At 49.9% G+C, this 20,482-nt stretch carries 17 protein-coding genes, 3 tRNA genes, 4 rRNA genes and 1 pseudogene; 11 read left to right on the top strand and 14 right to left on the bottom strand.

Going from position 1 to position 20,482, the window contains the following annotated elements; genetic code table 11:
- Positions 1–210: 210 nt before the first annotated feature.
- The 5 genes from HGD79_RS18215 to HGD79_RS18195 all read left to right on the top strand — a co-directional run bounded on the left by HGD79_RS18215 (position 211) and on the right by HGD79_RS18195 (position 5,016).
- On the top strand, positions 211–432 hold the full coding sequence (locus HGD79_RS18215) for a membrane protein (protein ID WP_000825639.1): 222 nt from the start codon (positions 211–213) through the stop codon (positions 430–432).
- 430 nt (positions 433–862) lie between these two features.
- Entirely contained in the window at positions 863–1,888 is a 1,026-nt protein-coding gene (locus HGD79_RS18210) for an amino acid ABC transporter substrate-binding protein (protein ID WP_000738579.1), read from the top strand.
- A 67-nt stretch (positions 1,889–1,955) separates the two neighbouring features.
- On the top strand, positions 1,956–3,137 hold the full coding sequence (locus HGD79_RS18205; RefSeq protein ID WP_000019655.1) for an amino acid ABC transporter permease: 1,182 nt from the start codon (positions 1,956–1,958) through the stop codon (positions 3,135–3,137).
- A gap of 9 nt (positions 3,138–3,146) precedes the next feature.
- Complete coding sequence (locus HGD79_RS18200) at positions 3,147–4,250, top strand: amino acid ABC transporter permease (protein ID WP_001299298.1); 1,104 nt, start codon at positions 3,147–3,149, stop codon at positions 4,248–4,250.
- A gap of 7 nt (positions 4,251–4,257) precedes the next feature.
- Positions 4,258–5,016, top strand: a complete 759-nt coding sequence (locus tag HGD79_RS18195; protein ID WP_000078339.1) for an amino acid ABC transporter ATP-binding protein — start codon at positions 4,258–4,260, stop codon at positions 5,014–5,016.
- Positions 5,017–5,247: 231 nt separating this feature from the next.
- On the opposite strand, the gene rrf (HGD79_RS18190) is transcribed toward HGD79_RS18195, so the two are convergent.
- The 7 genes from rrf (HGD79_RS18190) to HGD79_RS18160 all read right to left on the bottom strand — a co-directional run bounded on the left by rrf (HGD79_RS18190) (position 5,248) and on the right by HGD79_RS18160 (position 10,596).
- Positions 5,248–5,363, bottom strand: a 5S ribosomal RNA gene (rrf, locus tag HGD79_RS18190).
- Positions 5,364–5,402: 39 nt separating this feature from the next.
- Positions 5,403–5,478 (bottom strand) — tRNA-Thr (locus HGD79_RS18185).
- A gap of 14 nt (positions 5,479–5,492) precedes the next feature.
- Positions 5,493–5,608 (bottom strand): 5S ribosomal RNA (rrf, locus tag HGD79_RS18180).
- 94 nt (positions 5,609–5,702) lie between these two features.
- A 23S ribosomal RNA gene (locus HGD79_RS18175) occupies positions 5,703–8,608 on the bottom strand.
- A gap of 183 nt (positions 8,609–8,791) precedes the next feature.
- A tRNA-Ala gene (locus HGD79_RS18170) sits at positions 8,792–8,867 on the bottom strand.
- Positions 8,868–8,909: 42 nt separating this feature from the next.
- Positions 8,910–8,986, bottom strand: a tRNA-Ile gene (locus HGD79_RS18165).
- Positions 8,987–9,054: 68 nt separating this feature from the next.
- Positions 9,055–10,596, bottom strand: a 16S ribosomal RNA gene (locus tag HGD79_RS18160).
- Together the 16S, 23S and 5S rRNA genes with 3 tRNA genes alongside form the textbook arrangement of a ribosomal RNA operon.
- 470 nt (positions 10,597–11,066) lie before the next feature.
- Here HGD79_RS18160 and HGD79_RS18155 point away from each other — a divergent pair.
- Positions 11,067–11,621 (top strand): gamma carbonic anhydrase family protein, encoded by a 555-nt coding sequence (locus HGD79_RS18155; protein WP_001286216.1) that lies wholly within the window; start codon positions 11,067–11,069, stop codon positions 11,619–11,621.
- Here the strand turns inward: HGD79_RS18155 and HGD79_RS18150 are convergent.
- From HGD79_RS18150 to dprA, 6 genes and pseudogenes are all read right to left on the bottom strand, one after another.
- Positions 11,597–11,854 (bottom strand): DUF1488 domain-containing protein, encoded by a 258-nt coding sequence (locus HGD79_RS18150; protein WP_001070563.1) that lies wholly within the window; start codon positions 11,852–11,854, stop codon positions 11,597–11,599. The two genes, HGD79_RS18155 and HGD79_RS18150, sit on opposite strands and share 25 nt — an antisense overlap.
- Complete coding sequence (gene aroE, locus HGD79_RS18145; protein WP_000451238.1) at positions 11,851–12,669, bottom strand: shikimate dehydrogenase; 819 nt, start codon at positions 12,667–12,669, stop codon at positions 11,851–11,853. The genes HGD79_RS18150 and aroE overlap by 4 nt, the downstream gene beginning before the upstream one ends.
- A 4-nt stretch (positions 12,670–12,673) precedes the next feature.
- On the bottom strand, positions 12,674–13,246 hold the full coding sequence (gene tsaC / locus HGD79_RS18140) for an L-threonylcarbamoyladenylate synthase type 1 TsaC (protein ID WP_001297709.1): 573 nt from the start codon (positions 13,244–13,246) through the stop codon (positions 12,674–12,676).
- A 4-nt stretch (positions 13,247–13,250) separates the two neighbouring features.
- Positions 13,251–13,793 carry a type I DNA topoisomerase gene (locus HGD79_RS18135; RefSeq protein ID WP_001129724.1) on the bottom strand — a complete coding sequence of 181 codons (543 nt, stop codon included), beginning with the start codon at positions 13,791–13,793 and terminating at the stop codon, positions 13,251–13,253.
- A 28-nt stretch (positions 13,794–13,821) separates the two neighbouring features.
- Complete coding sequence (gene smg / locus HGD79_RS18130) at positions 13,822–14,295, bottom strand: DUF494 family protein Smg (RefSeq protein WP_000460670.1); 474 nt, start codon at positions 14,293–14,295, stop codon at positions 13,822–13,824.
- Positions 14,267–15,390: pseudogene (gene dprA, locus HGD79_RS18125) on the bottom strand (DNA-protecting protein DprA). The gene smg and the pseudogene dprA overlap by 29 nt, the downstream one beginning before the upstream one ends.
- Before the next feature lie 129 nt (positions 15,391–15,519).
- Between dprA and def the strand changes: the two are divergent.
- The 5 genes from def to mscL all read left to right on the top strand — a co-directional run bounded on the left by def (position 15,520) and on the right by mscL (position 20,264).
- On the top strand, positions 15,520–16,029 hold the full coding sequence (gene def / locus HGD79_RS18120) for a peptide deformylase (protein WP_000114984.1): 510 nt from the start codon (positions 15,520–15,522) through the stop codon (positions 16,027–16,029).
- A 14-nt stretch (positions 16,030–16,043) separates the two neighbouring features.
- Positions 16,044–16,991 carry a methionyl-tRNA formyltransferase gene (gene fmt / locus HGD79_RS18115; protein ID WP_000004454.1) on the top strand — a complete coding sequence of 316 codons (948 nt, stop codon included), beginning with the start codon at positions 16,044–16,046 and terminating at the stop codon, positions 16,989–16,991.
- A 45-nt stretch (positions 16,992–17,036) separates the two neighbouring features.
- A complete protein-coding gene (gene rsmB / locus HGD79_RS18110; protein WP_000744779.1) occupies positions 17,037–18,326 on the top strand; it encodes a 16S rRNA (cytosine(967)-C(5))-methyltransferase RsmB in 1,290 nt (429 codons plus the stop codon).
- A 21-nt stretch (positions 18,327–18,347) separates the two neighbouring features.
- Positions 18,348–19,724, top strand: a complete 1,377-nt coding sequence (gene trkA, locus HGD79_RS18105) for a Trk system potassium transporter TrkA (protein ID WP_000691382.1) — start codon at positions 18,348–18,350, stop codon at positions 19,722–19,724.
- A 129-nt stretch (positions 19,725–19,853) separates the two neighbouring features.
- A complete protein-coding gene (gene mscL / locus HGD79_RS18100) occupies positions 19,854–20,264 on the top strand; it encodes a large-conductance mechanosensitive channel protein MscL (RefSeq protein ID WP_000022442.1) in 411 nt (136 codons plus the stop codon).
- Here the strand turns inward: mscL and arfA are convergent.
- A complete protein-coding gene (arfA, locus tag HGD79_RS18095) occupies positions 20,261–20,479 on the bottom strand; it encodes an alternative ribosome-rescue factor ArfA (RefSeq protein WP_000092699.1) in 219 nt (72 codons plus the stop codon). The genes mscL and arfA overlap by 4 nt on opposite strands.
- Positions 20,480–20,482: the final 3 nt, after the last annotated feature.

Here is a 20,482-nt window from a genome sequence, read left to right as displayed (position 1 = left end):
AGTGAAACCCATAAAAATTAATAAGATATTCTTCTGCTCACTCTTTAAAAGCTTTCTATAGTTCCCGCTCCCTTCACTATTTTTACAATTCACATAATTTGTCATTATTCATTCCGCAAGATTTATAACCTCCGGTGATAAAATGGCATTCAGCTCGTTAATAAGAGAGTTAACTTATTAAGCGTTAGCGTTTATTACTGAGGTAACACCATGAAAAGATTAATTCCTGTGGCATTGCTCACCGCATTGCTGGCGGGCTGTGCTCACGATTCGCCCTGCGTTCCGGTTTATGACGATCAGGGTCGTCTGGTTCACACCAATACCTGTATGAAAGGCACGACTCAGGATAACTGGGAAACGGCTGGGGCTATTGCTGGCGGGGCAGCGGCTGTTGCTGGCCTGACGATGGGGATCATCGCTCTGTCGAAATAACTGAACAGGGCGCGGAGTTTCGCGCTCTGTTTAACGATACAGTATCTTTACATAAGATAAAATATTGCTATATTCTGCTGGCTAATTCTCTGCTGATTTAGCATGTTATATCGCGTTATTTCGCTGCTTTCGAAATAACGCATCAATTTAACTTTCACACTTCCCACCAGAAATATACTCACGCTAACAATCATTATTCTGCTTAGTAAAACACGCGTAAATATTTTGCGCCAAAATGTGGCGCATGTTTCATTTTCGCACCATTGCGGGGCGCTGTTTTTATTATTTCCTGTCTACACTCAGCTTATTGCGACGCGAAATCGGGCGCAAAAGCTGGCACTACTTTTGCTTATAAGAGGATGGCCACAGACAGGTAAAAGACGTTTCCCAAACGTCCTATAACGATAATTTTCGCCTCACAGGAAGCATTATGAAAAAGATGATGATAGCCACACTGGCTGCCGCCAGCGTGCTGCTTGCCGTTGCAAATCAGGCGCATGCTGGCGCGACGCTTGATGCCGTTCAGAAAAAAGGTTTTGTGCAATGCGGGATCAGTGATGGATTACCTGGGTTCTCTTATGCCGATGCAGACGGTAAGTTTTCAGGTATTGATGTTGATGTTTGTCGTGGTGTTGCCGCTGCTGTATTTGGTGACGACACGAAAGTGAAATATACCCCACTCACAGCAAAAGAACGCTTCACCGCTTTACAGTCAGGGGAAGTGGATTTGCTCTCCCGTAATACGACCTGGACTTCATCTCGCGATGCCGGGATGGGAATGGCATTTACCGGCGTCACTTATTACGACGGCATTGGCTTCCTGACGCACGATAAAGCGGGGCTAAAAAGCGCGAAAGAACTGGATGGCGCTACCGTCTGTATTCAGGCGGGTACTGATACCGAACTCAACGTTGCCGACTATTTCAAGGCAAACAATATGAAGTACACACCGGTGACTTTCGATCGCTCTGACGAATCAGCGAAGGCACTGGAATCTGGTCGCTGCGATACGCTGGCCTCGGATCAGTCGCAACTGTATGCCCTGCGCATCAAATTAAGCAACCCAGCTGAATGGATTGTCTTACCGGAGGTTATCTCTAAAGAACCGCTTGGGCCGGTAGTTCGTCGTGGCGATGATGAATGGTTCTCGATTGTACGCTGGACGCTTTTCGCCATGCTGAATGCTGAAGAGATGGGCATCAATTCCCAGAACGTCGATGAAAAAGCGGCTAATCCAGCAACGCCTGATATGGCACATCTGCTGGGTAAAGAAGGCGATTACGGCAAGGATCTGAAGCTGGATAATAAATGGGCCTATAACATCATCAAACAGGTGGGTAACTACTCGGAAATTTTCGAGCGTAACGTAGGTTCAGAAAGCCCGCTGAAAATTAAACGTGGGCAAAATAATCTCTGGAATAACGGCGGTATTCAGTACGCGCCGCCCGTGCGTTAAGTCGGTGTGAGGTAACGGGCGTCGCTACGGCGGCGCTCTCTTCAGCGTTATGCTTTCCGAGGTTTCTATGTCTCATCGCCGCTCAACCGTTAAAGGCTCACTCTCTTTTGCCAACCCTACGGTTCGCGCCTGGTTATTCCAGATCCTTGCCGTTGTTGCTGTTGTCGGCATTGTTGGTTGGTTATTTCACAACACTGTAACGAATCTCAATAATCGTGGCATTACTTCAGGTTTTGCCTTTCTGGATCGCGGCGCTGGCTTCGGTATTGTCCAGCATTTGATCGATTACCAGCAGGGCGACACCTACGGACGCGTTTTTATTGTCGGCTTACTCAATACGCTACTGGTTTCTGCATTGTGTATTGTGTTCGCTTCTGTTTTAGGCTTCTTTATCGGTCTGGCGAGACTTTCGGATAACTGGCTGCTACGAAAACTATCCACAATTTATATTGAGATCTTCCGTAATATTCCCCCGCTGCTGCAAATCTTCTTCTGGTACTTTGCCGTGTTGCGCAATTTGCCCGGACCACGCCAGGCTGTGAGCGCGTTTGATCTGGCCTTTTTGAGCAATCGTGGGCTTTATATTCCGTCACCGCAGCTGGGAGACGGATTTATTGCGTTTATCCTGGCTGTTGTTATGGCTATAGTCCTTTCTGTTGGGCTATTCCGCTTTAATAAAACATACCAGATAAAGACCGGACAACTGCGCCGCACCTGGCCGATCGCCGCAGTGTTGATCATTGGTTTGCCTTTACTGGCGCAATGGCTTTTTGGCGCAGCACTACACTGGGATGTCCCAGCCCTACGAGGCTTTAACTTCCGCGGCGGGATGGTTTTAATTCCTGAACTGGCAGCCTTAACGCTGGCACTTTCGGTTTATACATCTGCATTTATCGCCGAGATTATCCGCGCTGGGATCCAGGCAGTGCCTTATGGTCAACATGAAGCGGCTCGGTCACTGGGATTACCCAACCCGGTTACGCTACGCCAGGTCATTATTCCCCAGGCACTGCGAGTGATTATTCCGCCGTTAACCAGCCAGTATCTCAACATCGTCAAAAACTCCTCTCTTGCCGCCGCTATTGGCTATCCCGATATGGTTTCGCTGTTTGCTGGCACCGTGCTGAACCAGACGGGGCAAGCCATCGAGACGATAGCCATGACCATGTCGGTCTATCTGATTATCAGCCTGACTATCTCGCTGCTGATGAATATCTATAACCGCCGCATCGCGATCGTTGAACGCTAAGGAGTCATGATGACAAAAGTATTGCTGTCTCAGCCCTCGCGCCCAGCGAGCCATAACTCAAGCCGCGCGATGGTGTGGGTGCGAAAAAATCTGTTCTCCAGCTGGAGCAATAGCCTGCTGACTATTGGCTGCATATGGTTGATGTGGGAACTGATCCCACCGTTGCTGAACTGGGCATTTTTGCAGGCTAATTGGGTTGGCTCAACGCGTGCCGACTGCACAAAAGCCGGTGCCTGTTGGGTCTTCATCCACGAACGATTTGGTCAGTTTATGTATGGACTTTACCCACACGACCAACGCTGGCGAATTAACCTGGCATTACTGATTGGCCTTGTGTCAATCGCACCAATGTTCTGGAAAATACTCCCGCATCGCGGTCGCTATATTGCGGTCTGGGCGGTGATTTACCCACTGATTGTCTGGTGGCTGATGTATGGCGGTTTTTTTGGTCTGGAGCGGGTTGAAACCCGGCAATGGGGCGGGCTGACGCTAACTTTAATTATTGCATCCGTTGGGATTGCGGGGGCGCTACCGTGGGGGATCTTACTGGCGTTAGGTCGCCGCTCCCATATGCCGATTGTGCGTATCTTATCGGTCATTTTTATCGAGTTCTGGCGCGGCGTACCGCTGATTACCGTATTGTTTATGTCTTCGGTCATGCTGCCTTTGTTTATGGCAGAAGGCACCAATATCGACAAACTGATCCGCGCGCTGGTTGGCGTGATCCTGTTTCAGTCAGCATATGTTGCGGAAGTCGTGCGAGGCGGATTACAGGCGCTGCCTAAAGGGCAATATGAAGCGGCAGAGTCGCTGGCGTTGGGTTACTGGAAAACTCAGGGGCTGGTTATTCTGCCACAGGCGTTGAAGCTGGTAATTCCTGGGCTGGTAAATACCATCATCGCACTCTTCAAAGATACCAGCCTGGTGATCATTATCGGGTTGTTCGATCTTTTCAGTAGCGTTCAGCAGGCAACCGTTGATCCCACCTGGTTGGGTATGTCGACGGAAGGGTATGTTTTCGCCGCGCTGATCTACTGGATCTTCTGTTTCAGCATGTCGCGCTATAGCCAGCATCTGGAAAAACGTTTTAACACCGGGCGTACACCGCATTGAGGACACTATGAGCCAAATTTTACTGCAACCTGCTAACGCGATGATTACGCTGGAAAACGTCAATAAATGGTATGGACAATTCCATGTTTTGAAAAATATAAATTTAACCGTGCAACCGGGAGAACGGATCGTTCTGTGTGGCCCTTCAGGTTCCGGTAAATCGACAACCATTCGTTGTATTAATCATCTGGAAGAACATCAACAGGGACGGATCGTGGTAGATGGCATCGAACTTAATGAAGATATCCGCAATATTGAGCGCGTCCGGCAGGAAGTGGGAATGGTCTTTCAGCATTTCAATCTCTTCCCTCATCTGACCGTTCTACAGAACTGTACCCTGGCACCGATTTGGGTACGCAAGATGCCAAAGAAAGAGGCTGAAGCTCTGGCGATGCATTACCTTGAGCGGGTGAGAATTGCCGAACATGCGCATAAGTTTCCCGGACAAATTTCTGGTGGTCAGCAGCAACGCGTTGCCATTGCGCGTTCGCTGTGTATGAAGCCGAAAATTATGTTGTTTGATGAGCCAACGTCGGCGCTCGATCCGGAGATGGTGAAAGAGGTGCTGGATACGATGATTGGGCTGGCGCAATCGGGTATGACAATGTTGTGTGTAACGCATGAGATGGGGTTTGCGCGAACCGTCGCTGACCGGGTGATTTTTATGGATCGTGGGGAAATAGTGGAGCAAGCTGCACCTGATGAATTTTTTACGCATCCTAAATCAGAGCGTACGAGGGCATTTTTATCGCAGGTAATCCATTAATTGAATGTTAGTTCGAAAAGCAAAAAGGCCATCCTTTCGGATGGCCTTTTTGCTTGATTTGATGTCTGGCAGTTTATGGCGGGCGTCCTGCCCGCCACCCTCCGGGCCGTTGCTTCGCAACGTTCAAATCCGTTCCCGGCGGATTTGTCCTGGTTGGGAGAGTGTTCACCGACAAACATCAAATAAAACAAAAGGCCCAGTCTTCCGACTGAGCCTTATGTTTTATTTGATGTCTGGCAGTTCCCTACTCTCGCATGGGGAGACCCCACACTACCATCGGCGCTACGGCGTTTCACTTCTGAGTTCGGCATGGGGTCAGGTGGGACCACCGCGCTACTGCCGCCAGACAAATTCTTTTCTAATCTGCCGAACTTTAACCTAAAAAGTGGTGCTGATACCCAGAGTCGAACTGGGGACCTCACCCTTACCAAGGGTGCGCTCTACCAACTGAGCCATATCAGCACGCTAAATTTGATGCCTGGCAGTTCCCTACTCTCGCATGGGGAGACCCCACACTACCATCGGCGCTACGGCGTTTCACTTCTGAGTTCGGCATGGGGTCAGGTGGGACCACCGCGCTAAGGCCGCCAGGCAAATTCTGTTTTATCAGACCGCTTCTGCGTTCTGATTTAATCTATATCAGGCTGAAAATCTTCTCTCATCCGCCAAAACACCTTCGGCGTTGTAAGGTTAAGCCTCACGGTTCATTAGTACCGGTTAGCTCAACGCATCGCTGCGCTTACACACCCGGCCTATCAACGTCGTCGTCTTCAACGTTCCTTCAGGACTCTCAAGGAGTCAGGGAGAACTCATCTCGGGGCAAGTTTCGTGCTTAGATGCTTTCAGCACTTATCTCTTCCGCATTTAGCTACCGGGCAGTGCCATTGGCATGACAACCCGAACACCAGTGATGCGTCCACTCCGGTCCTCTCGTACTAGGAGCAGCCCCCCTCAGTTCTCCAGCGCCCACGGCAGATAGGGACCGAACTGTCTCACGACGTTCTAAACCCAGCTCGCGTACCACTTTAAATGGCGAACAGCCATACCCTTGGGACCTACTTCAGCCCCAGGATGTGATGAGCCGACATCGAGGTGCCAAACACCGCCGTCGATATGAACTCTTGGGCGGTATCAGCCTGTTATCCCCGGAGTACCTTTTATCCGTTGAGCGATGGCCCTTCCATTCAGAACCACCGGATCACTATGACCTGCTTTCGCACCTGCTCGCGCCGTCACGCTCGCAGTCAAGCTGGCTTATGCCATTGCACTAACCTCCTGATGTCCGACCAGGATTAGCCAACCTTCGTGCTCCTCCGTTACTCTTTAGGAGGAGACCGCCCCAGTCAAACTACCCACCAGACACTGTCCGCAACCCGGATCACGGGTCCACGTTAGAACATCAAACATTAAAGGGTGGTATTTCAAGGTCGGCTCCATGCAGACTGGCGTCCACACTTCAAAGCCTCCCACCTATCCTACACATCAAGGCTCAATGTTCAGTGTCAAGCTATAGTAAAGGTTCACGGGGTCTTTCCGTCTTGCCGCGGGTACACTGCATCTTCACAGCGAGTTCAATTTCACTGAGTCTCGGGTGGAGACAGCCTGGCCATCATTACGCCATTCGTGCAGGTCGGAACTTACCCGACAAGGAATTTCGCTACCTTAGGACCGTTATAGTTACGGCCGCCGTTTACCGGGGCTTCGATCAAGAGCTTCGCTTGCGCTGACCCCATCAATTAACCTTCCGGCACCGGGCAGGCGTCACACCGTATACGTCCACTTTCGTGTTTGCACAGTGCTGTGTTTTTAATAAACAGTTGCAGCCAGCTGGTATCTTCGACTGATTTCAGCTCCATCCGCGAGGGACTTCACCTACATATCAGCGTGCCTTCTCCCGAAGTTACGGCACCATTTTGCCTAGTTCCTTCACCCGAGTTCTCTCAAGCGCCTTGGTATTCTCTACCTGACCACCTGTGTCGGTTTGGGGTACGATTTGATGTTACCTGATGCTTAGAGGCTTTTCCTGGAAGCAGGGCATTTGTTGCTTCAGCACCGTAGTGCCTCGTCATCACGCCTCAGCCTTGATTTTCCGGATTTGCCTGGAAAACCAGCCTACACGCTTAAACCGGGACAACCGTCGCCCGGCCAACATAGCCTTCTCCGTCCCCCCTTCGCAGTAACACCAAGTACAGGAATATTAACCTGTTTCCCATCGACTACGCCTTTCGGCCTCGCCTTAGGGGTCGACTCACCCTGCCCCGATTAACGTTGGACAGGAACCCTTGGTCTTCCGGCGAGCGGGCTTTTCACCCGCTTTATCGTTACTTATGTCAGCATTCGCACTTCTGATACCTCCAGCATACCTCACAGTACACCTTCACAGGCTTACAGAACGCTCCCCTACCCAACAACGCATAAGCGTCGCTGCCGCAGCTTCGGTGCATGGTTTAGCCCCGTTACATCTTCCGCGCAGGCCGACTCGACCAGTGAGCTATTACGCTTTCTTTAAATGATGGCTGCTTCTAAGCCAACATCCTGGCTGTCTGGGCCTTCCCACATCGTTTCCCACTTAACCATGACTTTGGGACCTTAGCTGGCGGTCTGGGTTGTTTCCCTCTTCACGACGGACGTTAGCACCCGCCGTGTGTCTCCCGTGATAACATTCTCCGGTATTCGCAGTTTGCATCGGGTTGGTAAGTCGGGATGACCCCCTTGCCGAAACAGTGCTCTACCCCCGGAGATGAATTCACGAGGCGCTACCTAAATAGCTTTCGGGGAGAACCAGCTATCTCCCGGTTTGATTGGCCTTTCACCCCCAGCCACAAGTCATCCGCTAATTTTTCAACATTAGTCGGTTCGGTCCTCCAGTTAGTGTTACCCAACCTTCAACCTGCCCATGGCTAGATCACCGGGTTTCGGGTCTATACCCTGCAACTTAACGCCCAGTTAAGACTCGGTTTCCCTTCGGCTCCCCTATTCGGTTAACCTTGCTACAGAATATAAGTCGCTGACCCATTATACAAAAGGTACGCAGTCACACAGATTGCTCTGTGCTCCCACTGCTTGTACGTACACGGTTTCAGGTTCTTTTTCACTCCCCTCGCCGGGGTTCTTTTCGCCTTTCCCTCACGGTACTGGTTCACTATCGGTCAGTCAGGAGTATTTAGCCTTGGAGGATGGTCCCCCCATATTCAGACAGGATACCACGTGTCCCGCCCTACTCATCGAGCTCACAGCATGTGCATTTTTGTGTACGGGGCTGTCACCCTGTATCGCGCGCCTTTCCAGACGCTTCCACTAACACACACACTGATTCAGGCTCTGGGCTGCTCCCCGTTCGCTCGCCGCTACTGGGGGAATCTCGGTTGATTTCTTTTCCTCGGGGTACTTAGATGTTTCAGTTCCCCCGGTTCGCCTCATTAACCTATGGATTCAGTTAATGATAGTGTGACGAATCACACTGGGTTTCCCCATTCGGAAATCGCCGGTTATAACGGTTCATATCACCTTACCGACGCTTATCGCAGATTAGCACGTCCTTCATCGCCTCTGACTGCCAGGGCATCCACCGTGTACGCTTAGTCGCTTAACCTCACAACCCGAAGATGTTTCTTGCGATTCATCATCGTGTCGCGAAAATTTGAGAGACTCACGAACAACTTTCGTTGTTCAGTGTTTCAATTTTCAGCTTGATCCAGATTTTTAAAGAGCAAAACTTCGCAGTGAACCTTTGCAGGTACACTCTGAAGTATTTTTTATTTAATCACTACAGAGATGGTGGAGCTATGCGGGATCGAACCGCAGACCTCCTGCGTGCAAAGCAGGCGCTCTCCCAGCTGAGCTATAGCCCCATAACATGTAGTTAAAACCTCTTCAAATTTGCGGTGCAAATTTGGTAGGCCTGAGTGGACTTGAACCACCGACCTCACCCTTATCAGGGGTGCGCTCTAACCACCTGAGCTACAAGCCTGTAGAGGTTTTACTGCTCATTTTCATCAGACAATCTGTGTGAGCACTGCAAAGTACGCTTCTTTAAGGTAAGGAGGTGATCCAACCGCAGGTTCCCCTACGGTTACCTTGTTACGACTTCACCCCAGTCATGAATCACAAAGTGGTAAGCGCCCTCCCGAAGGTTAAGCTACCTACTTCTTTTGCAACCCACTCCCATGGTGTGACGGGCGGTGTGTACAAGGCCCGGGAACGTATTCACCGTGGCATTCTGATCCACGATTACTAGCGATTCCGACTTCATGGAGTCGAGTTGCAGACTCCAATCCGGACTACGACGCACTTTATGAGGTCCGCTTGCTCTCGCGAGGTCGCTTCTCTTTGTATGCGCCATTGTAGCACGTGTGTAGCCCTGGTCGTAAGGGCCATGATGACTTGACGTCATCCCCACCTTCCTCCAGTTTATCACTGGCAGTCTCCTTTGAGTTCCCGGCCGGACCGCTGGCAACAAAGGATAAGGGTTGCGCTCGTTGCGGGACTTAACCCAACATTTCACAACACGAGCTGACGACAGCCATGCAGCACCTGTCTCACGGTTCCCGAAGGCACATTCTCATCTCTGAAAACTTCCGTGGATGTCAAGACCAGGTAAGGTTCTTCGCGTTGCATCGAATTAAACCACATGCTCCACCGCTTGTGCGGGCCCCCGTCAATTCATTTGAGTTTTAACCTTGCGGCCGTACTCCCCAGGCGGTCGACTTAACGCGTTAGCTCCGGAAGCCACGCCTCAAGGGCACAACCTCCAAGTCGACATCGTTTACGGCGTGGACTACCAGGGTATCTAATCCTGTTTGCTCCCCACGCTTTCGCACCTGAGCGTCAGTCTTCGTCCAGGGGGCCGCCTTCGCCACCGGTATTCCTCCAGATCTCTACGCATTTCACCGCTACACCTGGAATTCTACCCCCCTCTACGAGACTCAAGCTTGCCAGTATCAGATGCAGTTCCCAGGTTGAGCCCGGGGATTTCACATCTGACTTAACAAACCGCCTGCGTGCGCTTTACGCCCAGTAATTCCGATTAACGCTTGCACCCTCCGTATTACCGCGGCTGCTGGCACGGAGTTAGCCGGTGCTTCTTCTGCGGGTAACGTCAATGAGCAAAGGTATTAACTTTACTCCCTTCCTCCCCGCTGAAAGTACTTTACAACCCGAAGGCCTTCTTCATACACGCGGCATGGCTGCATCAGGCTTGCGCCCATTGTGCAATATTCCCCACTGCTGCCTCCCGTAGGAGTCTGGACCGTGTCTCAGTTCCAGTGTGGCTGGTCATCCTCTCAGACCAGCTAGGGATCGTCGCCTTGGTGAGCCGTTACCCCACCAACAAGCTAATCCCATCTGGGCACATCCGATGGCAAGAGGCCCGAAGGTCCCCCTCTTTGGTCTTGCGACGTTATGCGGTATTAGCTACCGTTTCCAGTAGTTATCCCCCTCCATCAGGCAGTTTCCCAGACATTACTCACCCGTCCGCCACTCGTCAGCGAAGCAGCAAGCTGCTTCCTGTTACCGTTCGACTTGCATGTGTTAGGCCTGCCGCCAGCGTTCAATCTGAGCCATGATCAAACTCTTCAATTTAAAAGTTTGATGCTCAAAGAATTAAACTTCGTAATGAATTACGTGTTCACTCTTGAGACTTGGTATTCATTTTTCGTCTTGCGACGTTAAGAATCCGTATCTTCGAGTGCCCACACAGATTGTCTGATAAATTGTTAAAGAGCAGTTGCGACGCGCTTTAGCGCACTGTCGCGAGGTGGCGTATATTACGCTTTCCTCTTTCAGAGTCAACCCTGAATTTCAGGATTTTTTCTCTTCGTTGTTCCGACCATCCTGTGAAGTGTTTCACGTTGTCGTCTCAACGGAGGCGCATTATAGGGATCCCAATTTTTTGCACAAGTATTTTTTTGATCTTTTTTTCTGTTTGTTGTTTTTTCACCCTTTTTGCTGCAATCGCACACAAAACGGTGCTTTTTTGCATACTAAAAGACTTGCACAAGGCCAATAATGCCCCCAAAGTCATTAGTAAATCATTTATTGCTGAGGTAAGTATGTCTGATGTTTTACGCCCATACCGCGATCTTTTTCCACAAATCGGTCAGCGCGTAATGATCGACGATAGCAGTGTCGTGATTGGTGACGTTCGTCTGGCTGATGATGTGGGGATCTGGCCGCTCGTTGTGATTCGTGGAGATGTACATTATGTACAGATCGGAGCACGCACCAATATCCAGGATGGCAGTATGTTGCATGTCACTCATAAATCCTCGTACAACCCAGATGGCAACCCATTAACCATTGGCGAAGATGTCACTGTTGGTCACAAGGTGATGCTCCACGGCTGCACCATTGGCAATCGAGTTTTGGTTGGGATGGGCTCAATTTTACTTGATGGCGCAATAGTAGAAGATGATGTGATGATTGGTGCGGGTAGTCTGGTCCCACAAAATAAACGGCTGGAGAGCGGATATCTGTATCTCGGTAGCCCCGTCAAACAGATCCGCCCGTTAAGTGATGAAGAGAAGGCTGGGTTACGCTATTCCGCGAATAATTACGTGAAATGGAAGGACGAATATCTGGATCAGGGTAACCAGACCCAGCCTTGATCATCTTCACTTTGTTCCTGAATTAAGTTTTCCGCTTCTTCTTCCAGATCCCAGCGATGCTGACGAAAACTCGCTAACCACTGTTCTGGCGTATCTCCAGTAAAACGATACGCCAGACTCTCGCCAGAGATCGCACATGTCAGTTGCATGCCATTCACGAGAGCGGGAAAACATACACATTTTTTATTCTCGTCCCACTCTTCTCTGTCCGGAAACTGGATGGCCTGATTCACGCGGACAATTCCTCCTGCAATTGCTTTATAACTGGTTCTACGTCAGGCAGAACACCGTGCCAGAGAAGAAAGGCATGAGCCGCCTGTGCCACCAGCATTCCTAAACCATCAGCATTACGCTTTGAGCCTCGCTGCTCACACCATGCCAGAAAAGGAGTTTTTCCTTTCTGATAGAACATGTCATAGCAATAAATGCCTGGATGAATGAGAGATGACGGGATCGCCGGAATATCACCACTGATGCCACTGGATGTTGCATTAATAATGAGATCAAACTCATGACCTTCCAGTTCGTCCATACCCAACGCCTGAATACTGCCAGTGTGCGCAAACAATTTAGCCAACTCTTCCGCGCGGGATACCGTCCGATTAGTGATTGTCACCGCACAGTCCAGGGAAAGGAGTGGTAGTAGTACGCCGCGAGATGCTCCACCAGCGCCGATAAGCAGAATACGTAAACCCGGACGGATAAAAGACAGACGTTCCAGATCGCTTAACAAACCTATACCATCGGTATTGTCACCCTGCAAGCGTCCATCTTCTAACCGCTTGAGGGTATTAACAGCACCAGCCAACGCTGCCCGTTCAGTAAGCTCATCCGCTCTGGCAAAAGCCTCTTCTTTAAAAGGTACCGTCACATTCGCACCTTTACCACCAGCACTAAAGAAAGCGTTCAGTGTGTTGATGAAATCATTGATGGGTGCCAACACGCGCCCATAGGGATGTTCAATATTCAGTTGTTGAGCAAATTGCTGATGAATGAATGGCGATTTGCTGTGGGCTATCGGATTACCAAAAACAGCATAGGTTTCCATTATGTTACCCCTGTCGAAACAGTTCACCCGTCAGGGCATCGCGGATTTCTGAAGGATTTAAACGCCCCCCCGTTTCACCAGGCACAACCGGGAACGCCGCGCCAAATTGTGCGCGAACTTCGTCTACTGTTCGACAAGGTGGCAATCCACTCAAGTTGGCACTGGTAGAAACCAGCGGTTTACCATAAGCCTGGCACAAAGCAACCACCAACGGATGGTCGGTGACTCGTACAGCAAGCGAATCAAAGCGGCCCGTCAACCAGCGCGGTGTTGTCGCAGGCGCGGGAAAGACAAAGGTGACAGGACCTGGCCAGCGGGAAAAAATGGTTTCACGCTGCGCATCAGTCAGCATGGTGTCATCAATATAGGGTTTAAGCTGCTCGTAATTTGCCGCGATTAAAATCAGCCCCTTATCAACCGGACGCTGTTTTAACTCCAACAGTCGCATCACTGCTGTTTCGCTATCAGGATCGCACCCGACACCGAAAACGGCTTCCGTTGGATAGGCGATGACACGTTCTTCATTGAGGACATCTATCGCAGCTGCGATAGCGTCTCCTTGCAGGTTATTATTCACGTTATTATTCCGCCGAAACCGGCTTTCCACATTGTTTACTGGCACAAAAGTGTTTTACACCCTGCGCGGTTTTCTTTTCGATGAGTAGTGGATAATGACACTCAGGGCATTCTCCAGCTATGGGTTTGAAGTTAATGGCAAATTGACACTCCGGGTAGCGATCACAGGAGTGAAATGTTTTGCCATAACGGGAGCGGCGCTGGACCAGATGGCCCGTCCGGCATTGGGGGCATGTAATTGCTGTTTCGTCCGGTTTATCGATAAGTTCGGTATGTTCGCATTCAGGGTAGTTACTGCAACCAATAAACATACCAAAGCGTCCCTGGCGTAATACCAGATTTTCGCCACATGCAGGGCAAACCTGCCCCTCCAGAACTTTGACAATATGTCCATCCGCTGAAGATTTCAGAGGACGGACGTAGTCACACGCCGGATACTGTGAGCATCCAAGAAACGGACCGTGTTTCCCGGATCGAATAACCAGTTCAGCCCCGCACTTTGGGCAGGACTCATTATTACGCACCGTGAACAGTGCTGATTTCGCCATAACAACTTATGCTGAATTAAAGAAATGATTAATGCAGCATACCTTCATTCACTTCAAAGAGTAATTCTTCCATTTGCTGGTACGCATTTTCGCAGCCCGGAATATTGAACAACACCATCAGGATTACCCATTTCAGATCATCCAGTTCGAACTCTGCGTTATCCAGCGCGAGCACTCGCTCTATCACCATTTCACGAGTTTCAAGGTTGAGCACCTGAATCTGCTCAAGGAAAAGCAGAAAACCACGACAGCTGGCATCCAGTCTTTCACACTCCTCAGGGGTATAAATACGCATGGAGAGTGGATCAGAGGCCAGTTGCATCGGTTCTGCCAGTCCTTCCTGATAATCCGCAAGCTTTTCCAGCCAAAGCAGGGCATTGTAAATATCTTCTCGATCAAATCCTGCGTCGGTAAGATCCTGTTCAAGTTTGTCTTGATCCACACGCAACTCAGCTTCTGTGTGAATATAGGTTTCAAACAAATACATTAGTACGTCGAACATGGCATGCCCTCCTCAATCGGACATAGCCGCCGGGTACAGCTGCGATCCATCCTGCTAACTCCAGTTCGAGTAGTTGAGTAACTACCTCTGGCACAGGTTGGCCGGCACGTTCAGCGACGACGTCAACAGGTGTTACCTCATCTCCTACGTTAGCCAGGAGCTCAGGAAATGGCAATGCCACGTCTTGCTGATCTGGTGAATAAAATGAATTTTCAGGGGCGTCTGGCAACCAGTGCAATCCAAATTGCAAGTTTTCCAGAATTTCTTCCGGTTCCGTCACAAGAATCGCACCTTGTTTTATTAACCAGTGAGGCCCTTCGCTTCCCGGATTCCCTATTGGACCTGGCAAGGCAAAAACTTCACGCCCCTGCTCAAGCGCACAACGTGCTGTCACTAGCGAACCACTGCGCAAAGCCGCTTCCACCACCAGTACACCTTTACTTAGACCACTGATAATGCGATTTCTTCGTGGGAAATTGTAAGCAAGGGGTGGAACATCGAGGGGAAATTCCGAGACGAGAGCTCCGCCATGTTCAAGCAAACTGGCAGCCAGTCGGGCATGGCGGCGGGGATGAATGGTATTAAGTCCATTCCCCAATACAGCAATGCTGACGCCATTTACCTGTAAGGCCGCTTTATGCGCCACACCATCGATTCCACGCGCCAGTCCACTTGTAATTGTCACTCCACGCGTCGCCAGAGTTTCGCAAAATAATCGTCCCCATCGCTCGCCATACCATGAATGCGCCCGACTCCCCACTATGGCAAGCTGAAATGAATGCAGCGCGTGCAGTTCTCCTTCAACAAACAGTGCGCCGGGGTAATCTGTCGTCGCCTGAAGTTGAGGAGGATAAAATTCGCTGTCCGCAGGGATTAAATGATGGTTGGGTTGCTCCAACCAACAAAGTGAGCTTTCGATACTCTTTCGCGGAAATGAAAGAAAGCGTTGTGCTGCCGCAATGTAAGCCCTGTTTGCTGCAATCCAACCGCATCAATTTGCGACTGTTTTGCCAGCCAGTGAGCTATACGGACCATATCATCGCCGTACAAGCTGCTGATACTCATTAAACGCAGCCAAATTTCTGTATCGACCATCCTTATCTCCCTGCCATAAGCAGCCTTAGCAATCTTTGCGATTGGTCAGTGATGCTGTCAATCAGAGGGGGATTTGTCTAGAATAGAAGAAATAATCTTTCTAACTCCTGAACACATCTCTGGAGATTTATGTCAGTTTTGCAAGTGTTACATATTCCGGACGAGCGGCTTCGCAAAGTTGCTAAACCGGTAGAAGAAGTGAATGCAGAAATTCAGCGTATCGTCGATGATATGTTCGAGACGATGTACGCAGAAGAAGGTATTGGCCTGGCGGCAACCCAGGTTGATATCCATCAACGTATCATTGTTATTGATGTTTCGGAAAACCGTGACGAACGGCTGGTGTTAATCAATCCGGAGCTTTTAGAAAAAAGCGGCGAAACAGGCATTGAAGAAGGTTGCCTGTCGATCCCTGAACAACGTGCTTTAGTGCCACGCGCAGAGAAAGTTAAAATTCGCGCCCTGGACCGCGACGGTAAACCATTTGAATTGGAAGCAGACGGTCTGTTAGCCATCTGTATTCAGCATGAGATGGATCACCTGGTCGGCAAACTGTTTATGGATTATCTGTCACCGTTGAAACAACAACGTATTCGTCAGAAAGTTGAAAAACTGGATCGTCTGAAAGCCCGGGCTTAAGGATAAGAACTAACGTGTCAGAATCACTACGTATTATTTTTGCGGGTACACCTGACTTTGCAGCGCGTCATCTCGACGCGCTGTTGTCTTCTGGTCATAACGTCGTTGGCGTGTTCACCCAGCCAGACCGACCGGCAGGACGCGGTAAAAAACTGATGCCCAGCCCGGTTAAAGTTCTGGCTGAGGAAAAAGGTCTGCCCGTTTTTCAACCTGTTTCCCTGCGTCCACAAGAAAACCAGCAACTGGTCGCCGATCTGCAGGCTGATGTTATGGTCGTCGTCGCCTATGGCTTAATTCTGCCTAAAGCAGTGCTGGAGATGCCGCGTCTTGGCTGTATCAACGTTCATGGTTCACTGCTGCCACGCTGGCGCGGTGCTGCACCAATCCAACGCTCACTATGGGCGGGTGATGCAGAAACTGGTGTGACCATTATGCAAATGGATGTCGGTTTAGACACCGGTGACATGCTCTATAAGCTCTCCTGCCCGATTACTGCAGAAGATACCAGTGGTACGCTGTACGACAAGCTGGCAGAGCTTGGCCCACAAGGGCTTATCACCACGTTGAAACAACTGGCAGACGGCACGGCGAAACCAGAAGTTCAGGACGAAACTCTTGTCACTTACGCCGAAAAGTTGAGTAAAGAAGAAGCGCGTATTGACTGGTCACTTTCGGCAGCACAGCTTGAACGCTGCATTCGCGCTTTCAATCCATGGCCAATGAGCTGGCTGGAAATTGAAGGACAGCCGGTTAAAGTCTGGAAAGCATCGGTCATTGATACGGCAACCAACGCTGCACCAGGAACGATCCTTGAAGCCAACAAACAAGGCATTCAGGTTGCGACTGGTGATGGCATCCTGAACCTGCTCTCGTTACAACCTGCGGGTAAGAAAGCGATGAGCGCGCAAGACCTCCTGAACTCTCGTCGGGAATGGTTTGTTCCGGGCAACCGTCTGGTCTGATAGTCCACTCTTCTAAGCCCGGTCTTGCCGGGCGTTTTTATACTTATGAAAAAACAACGTAATTTACGTAGCATGGCGGCCCAGGCCGTTGAACAAGTCGTCGAGCAAGGGCAATCATTAAGCAACATTCTGCCACCGCTCCAGCAAAAAGTTTCCGATAAAGACAAAGCACTTCTTCAAGAGTTGTGCTTTGGCGTACTGCGTACGCTTTCGCAGTTAGACTGGCTGATTAATAAGTTAATGGCCCGTCCGATGACCGGCAAACAGCGGACCGTGCATTACCTGATTATGGTTGGTTTGTATCAACTGCTTTATACCCGCATTCCACCTCATGCTGCGCTGGCTGAAACGGTTGAAGGCGCTATCGCAATTAAGCGTCCGCAACTTAAAGGGTTGATAAACGGTGTATTACGCCAGTTCCAGCGTCAGCAAGAAGAGTTATTAGCCGAGTTTAATGCCAGTGATGCACGTTATCTGCATCCTTCCTGGTTGCTGAAGCGTCTGCAAAAAGCGTATCCAGAGCAGTGGCAATCCATCGTCGAAGCCAATAACCAGCGTCCGCCAATGTGGCTGCGCGTTAATCGTACGCATCATTCCCGCGACAGCTGGCTTGCATTGTTGGATGAAGCAGGAATGAAAGGTTTCCCGCATGCGGATTACCCTGATGCTGTACGGCTGGAAACACCTGCACCTGTTCATGCGCTACCTGGTTTTGAAGACGGATGGGTTACCGTTCAGGATGCATCAGCACAAGGTTGCATGACCTGGCTTGCGCCACAAAACGGTGAACACATTCTGGATCTTTGTGCCGCCCCCGGCGGTAAAACAACGCATATCCTTGAGGTGGCACCAGAAGCGCAGGTTGTTGCGGTTGATATTGACGAACAGCGCCTCTCTCGCGTTTACGACAATTTAAAACGCCTTGGTATGAAAGCGACCGTGAAACAAGGTGATGGCCGCTACCCTTCCCAATGGTGTGGCGAGCAACAGTTTGATCGCATTTTATTAGATGCGCCTTGTTCAGCAACCGGTGTGATTCGTCGCCATCCGGATATTAAATGGTTACGTCGCGATCGCGATATCCCGGAACTCGCGCAATTGCAGTCTGAAATTCTCGACGCCATTTGGCCGCATTTAAAATCCGGTGGAACCCTGGTCTATGCCACCTGTTCGGTGTTACCGGAAGAGAATAGCCTGCAGATTAAAGCCTTTTTGCAACGTACCGCTGATGCCGAACTTTGCGAAACAGGAACACCAGAGCAACCGGGTAAACAAAATCTGCCTGGTGCCGAAGAGGGCGACGGCTTCTTTTACGCTAAGCTAATCAAAAAGTGATGAGATAACGGGTCGCGACTGATGAAAATTATCATTCTGGGTGCCGGCCAGGTTGGCGGCACACTGGCGGAAAACCTGGTTGGCGAGAACAACGATATCACTGTTGTCGATACCAACGGTGAGCGTCTGCGGACCTTGCAGGATAAATTTGACCTGCGAGTCGTGCAGGGGCATGGCTCTCATCCACGCGTATTGCGGGAGGCAGGTGCCGACGACGCCGATATGCTGGTTGCTGTAACCAGTTCAGATGAAACCAATATGGTTGCCTGCCAGGTAGCCTACTCACTTTTCAACACCCCTAATCGCATCGCTCGCATCCGCTCACCAGACTACGTGCGCGATGCCGATAAGCTATTTCATTCAGATGCTGTACCGATTGATCATCTGATCGCACCAGAGCAGTTGGTTATCGATAATATTTACCGACTGATTGAGTATCCCGGCGCATTGCAGGTGGTGAACTTCGCTGAGGGTAAAGTCAGCCTCGCTGTGGTTAAAGCCTATTATGGCGGCCCGCTGATTGGTAACGCACTTTCGACCATGCGCGAACATATGCCACATATCGATACTCGTGTGGCAGCAATTTTCCGCCACGATCGCCCCATTCGTCCACAAGGTTCGACCATTGTGGAAGCTGGTGATGAAGTGTTCTTTATTGCCGCTTCACAGCATATCCGTGCGGTGATGAGTGAATTACAGCGACTGGAAAAACCGTATAAGCGGATCATGCTGGTTGGTGGCGGTAATATCGGTGCAGGGCTGGCGCGTCGTCTGGAAAAAGATTACAGCGTTAAACTCATCGAACGTAATCAGCAGCGCGCTGCCGAACTGGCGGAAAAGTTGCAGAATACGATCGTCTTTTTTGGTGATGCGTCGGATCAAGAACTGCTGGCCGAAGAACATATCGATCAAGTTGATCTGTTTATTGCCGTCACCAACGATGACGAGGCCAATATCATGTCCGCCATGCTTGCCAAACGTATGGGTGCGAAAAAGGTGATGGTATTGATCCAGCGTCGCGCTTATGTGGATCTGGTTCAGGGGAGCGTGATCGATATTGCGATTTCACCACAACAAGCAACTATTTCTGCGTTGCTTAGCCATGTGCGAAAAGCAGATATTGTTGGTGTTTCCTCATTGCGCCGCGGCGTAGCAGAAGCTATTGAAGCCGTTGCTCACGGTGATGAAAGCACCTCACGCGTTGTCGGCAGAGTCATTGACGAAATCAAGCTACCGCCAGGAACGATTATTGGAGCGGTGGTACGTGGAAACGACGTGATGATTGCCAATGACAATCTGCGCATTGAGCAAGGCGATCACGTAATTATGTTCCTCACAGATAAAAAGTTTATTACCGACGTCGAAAGACTCTTCCAGCCAAGCCCTTTCTTCTTGTAATTAATAAGGCGTCTAATGACGCCTTATTATTTCCCTTTGATTATCAAGGATTAATTAAATTCATTCCTGGCAGGAAAATGGCTTAACATTTGTTAGACTTATGGTTGTCGGCTTCATAGGGAGAATAACATGAGCATTATTAAAGAATTTCGCGAATTTGCGATGCGCGGGAACGTGGTGGATTTGGCGGTGGGTGTCATTATCGGTGCGGCATTCGGGAAGATTGTATCTTCACTGGTTGCCGATATCATCATGCCACCTCTGGGCTTATTAATTGGCGGGATCGACTTTAAACAGTTTGCTGTCACGCTACGCGATGCGCAGGGGGATATCCCTGCTGTTGTGATGCATTACGGTGTCTTCATTCAAAACGTCTTTGATTTTCTGATTGTGGCCTTTGCCATCTTTATGGCGATTAAGCTAATCAACAAACTGAATCGGAAAAAAGAAGAACCAGCAGCCGCACCAGCACCAACTAAAGAAGAAGTATTACTGACAGAAATTCGTGATTTGCTGAAAGAGCAGAATAACCGCTCTTAACAAACGCCTGAAAGCAGAAGGCCAGTGGTAAAAAAGTGATTTACTTTCTTGCCACTGGCCTCCCAGTTCCCCCGATTGCCATGTTTTCCTTTTCGCATGTAACTGCCTTTCCCTTTCTTATTTTTCTCTACTCGCTGTCGGAATAAGGGATCATGTAGTAATGCTTCTATCGCATTATCCTTTATCTGCCCTTTAGTATGCTGATATCGGCTCATAAA

The sequence above is a fragment of the Escherichia sp. SCLE84 genome (assembly GCF_012584495.1).
Lineage (GTDB): Bacteria > Pseudomonadota > Gammaproteobacteria > Enterobacterales > Enterobacteriaceae > ECMA0423.
Note: the sequence above shows the minus strand (reverse complement) of the source record. Positions and strands in the feature narration are given on the sequence as shown.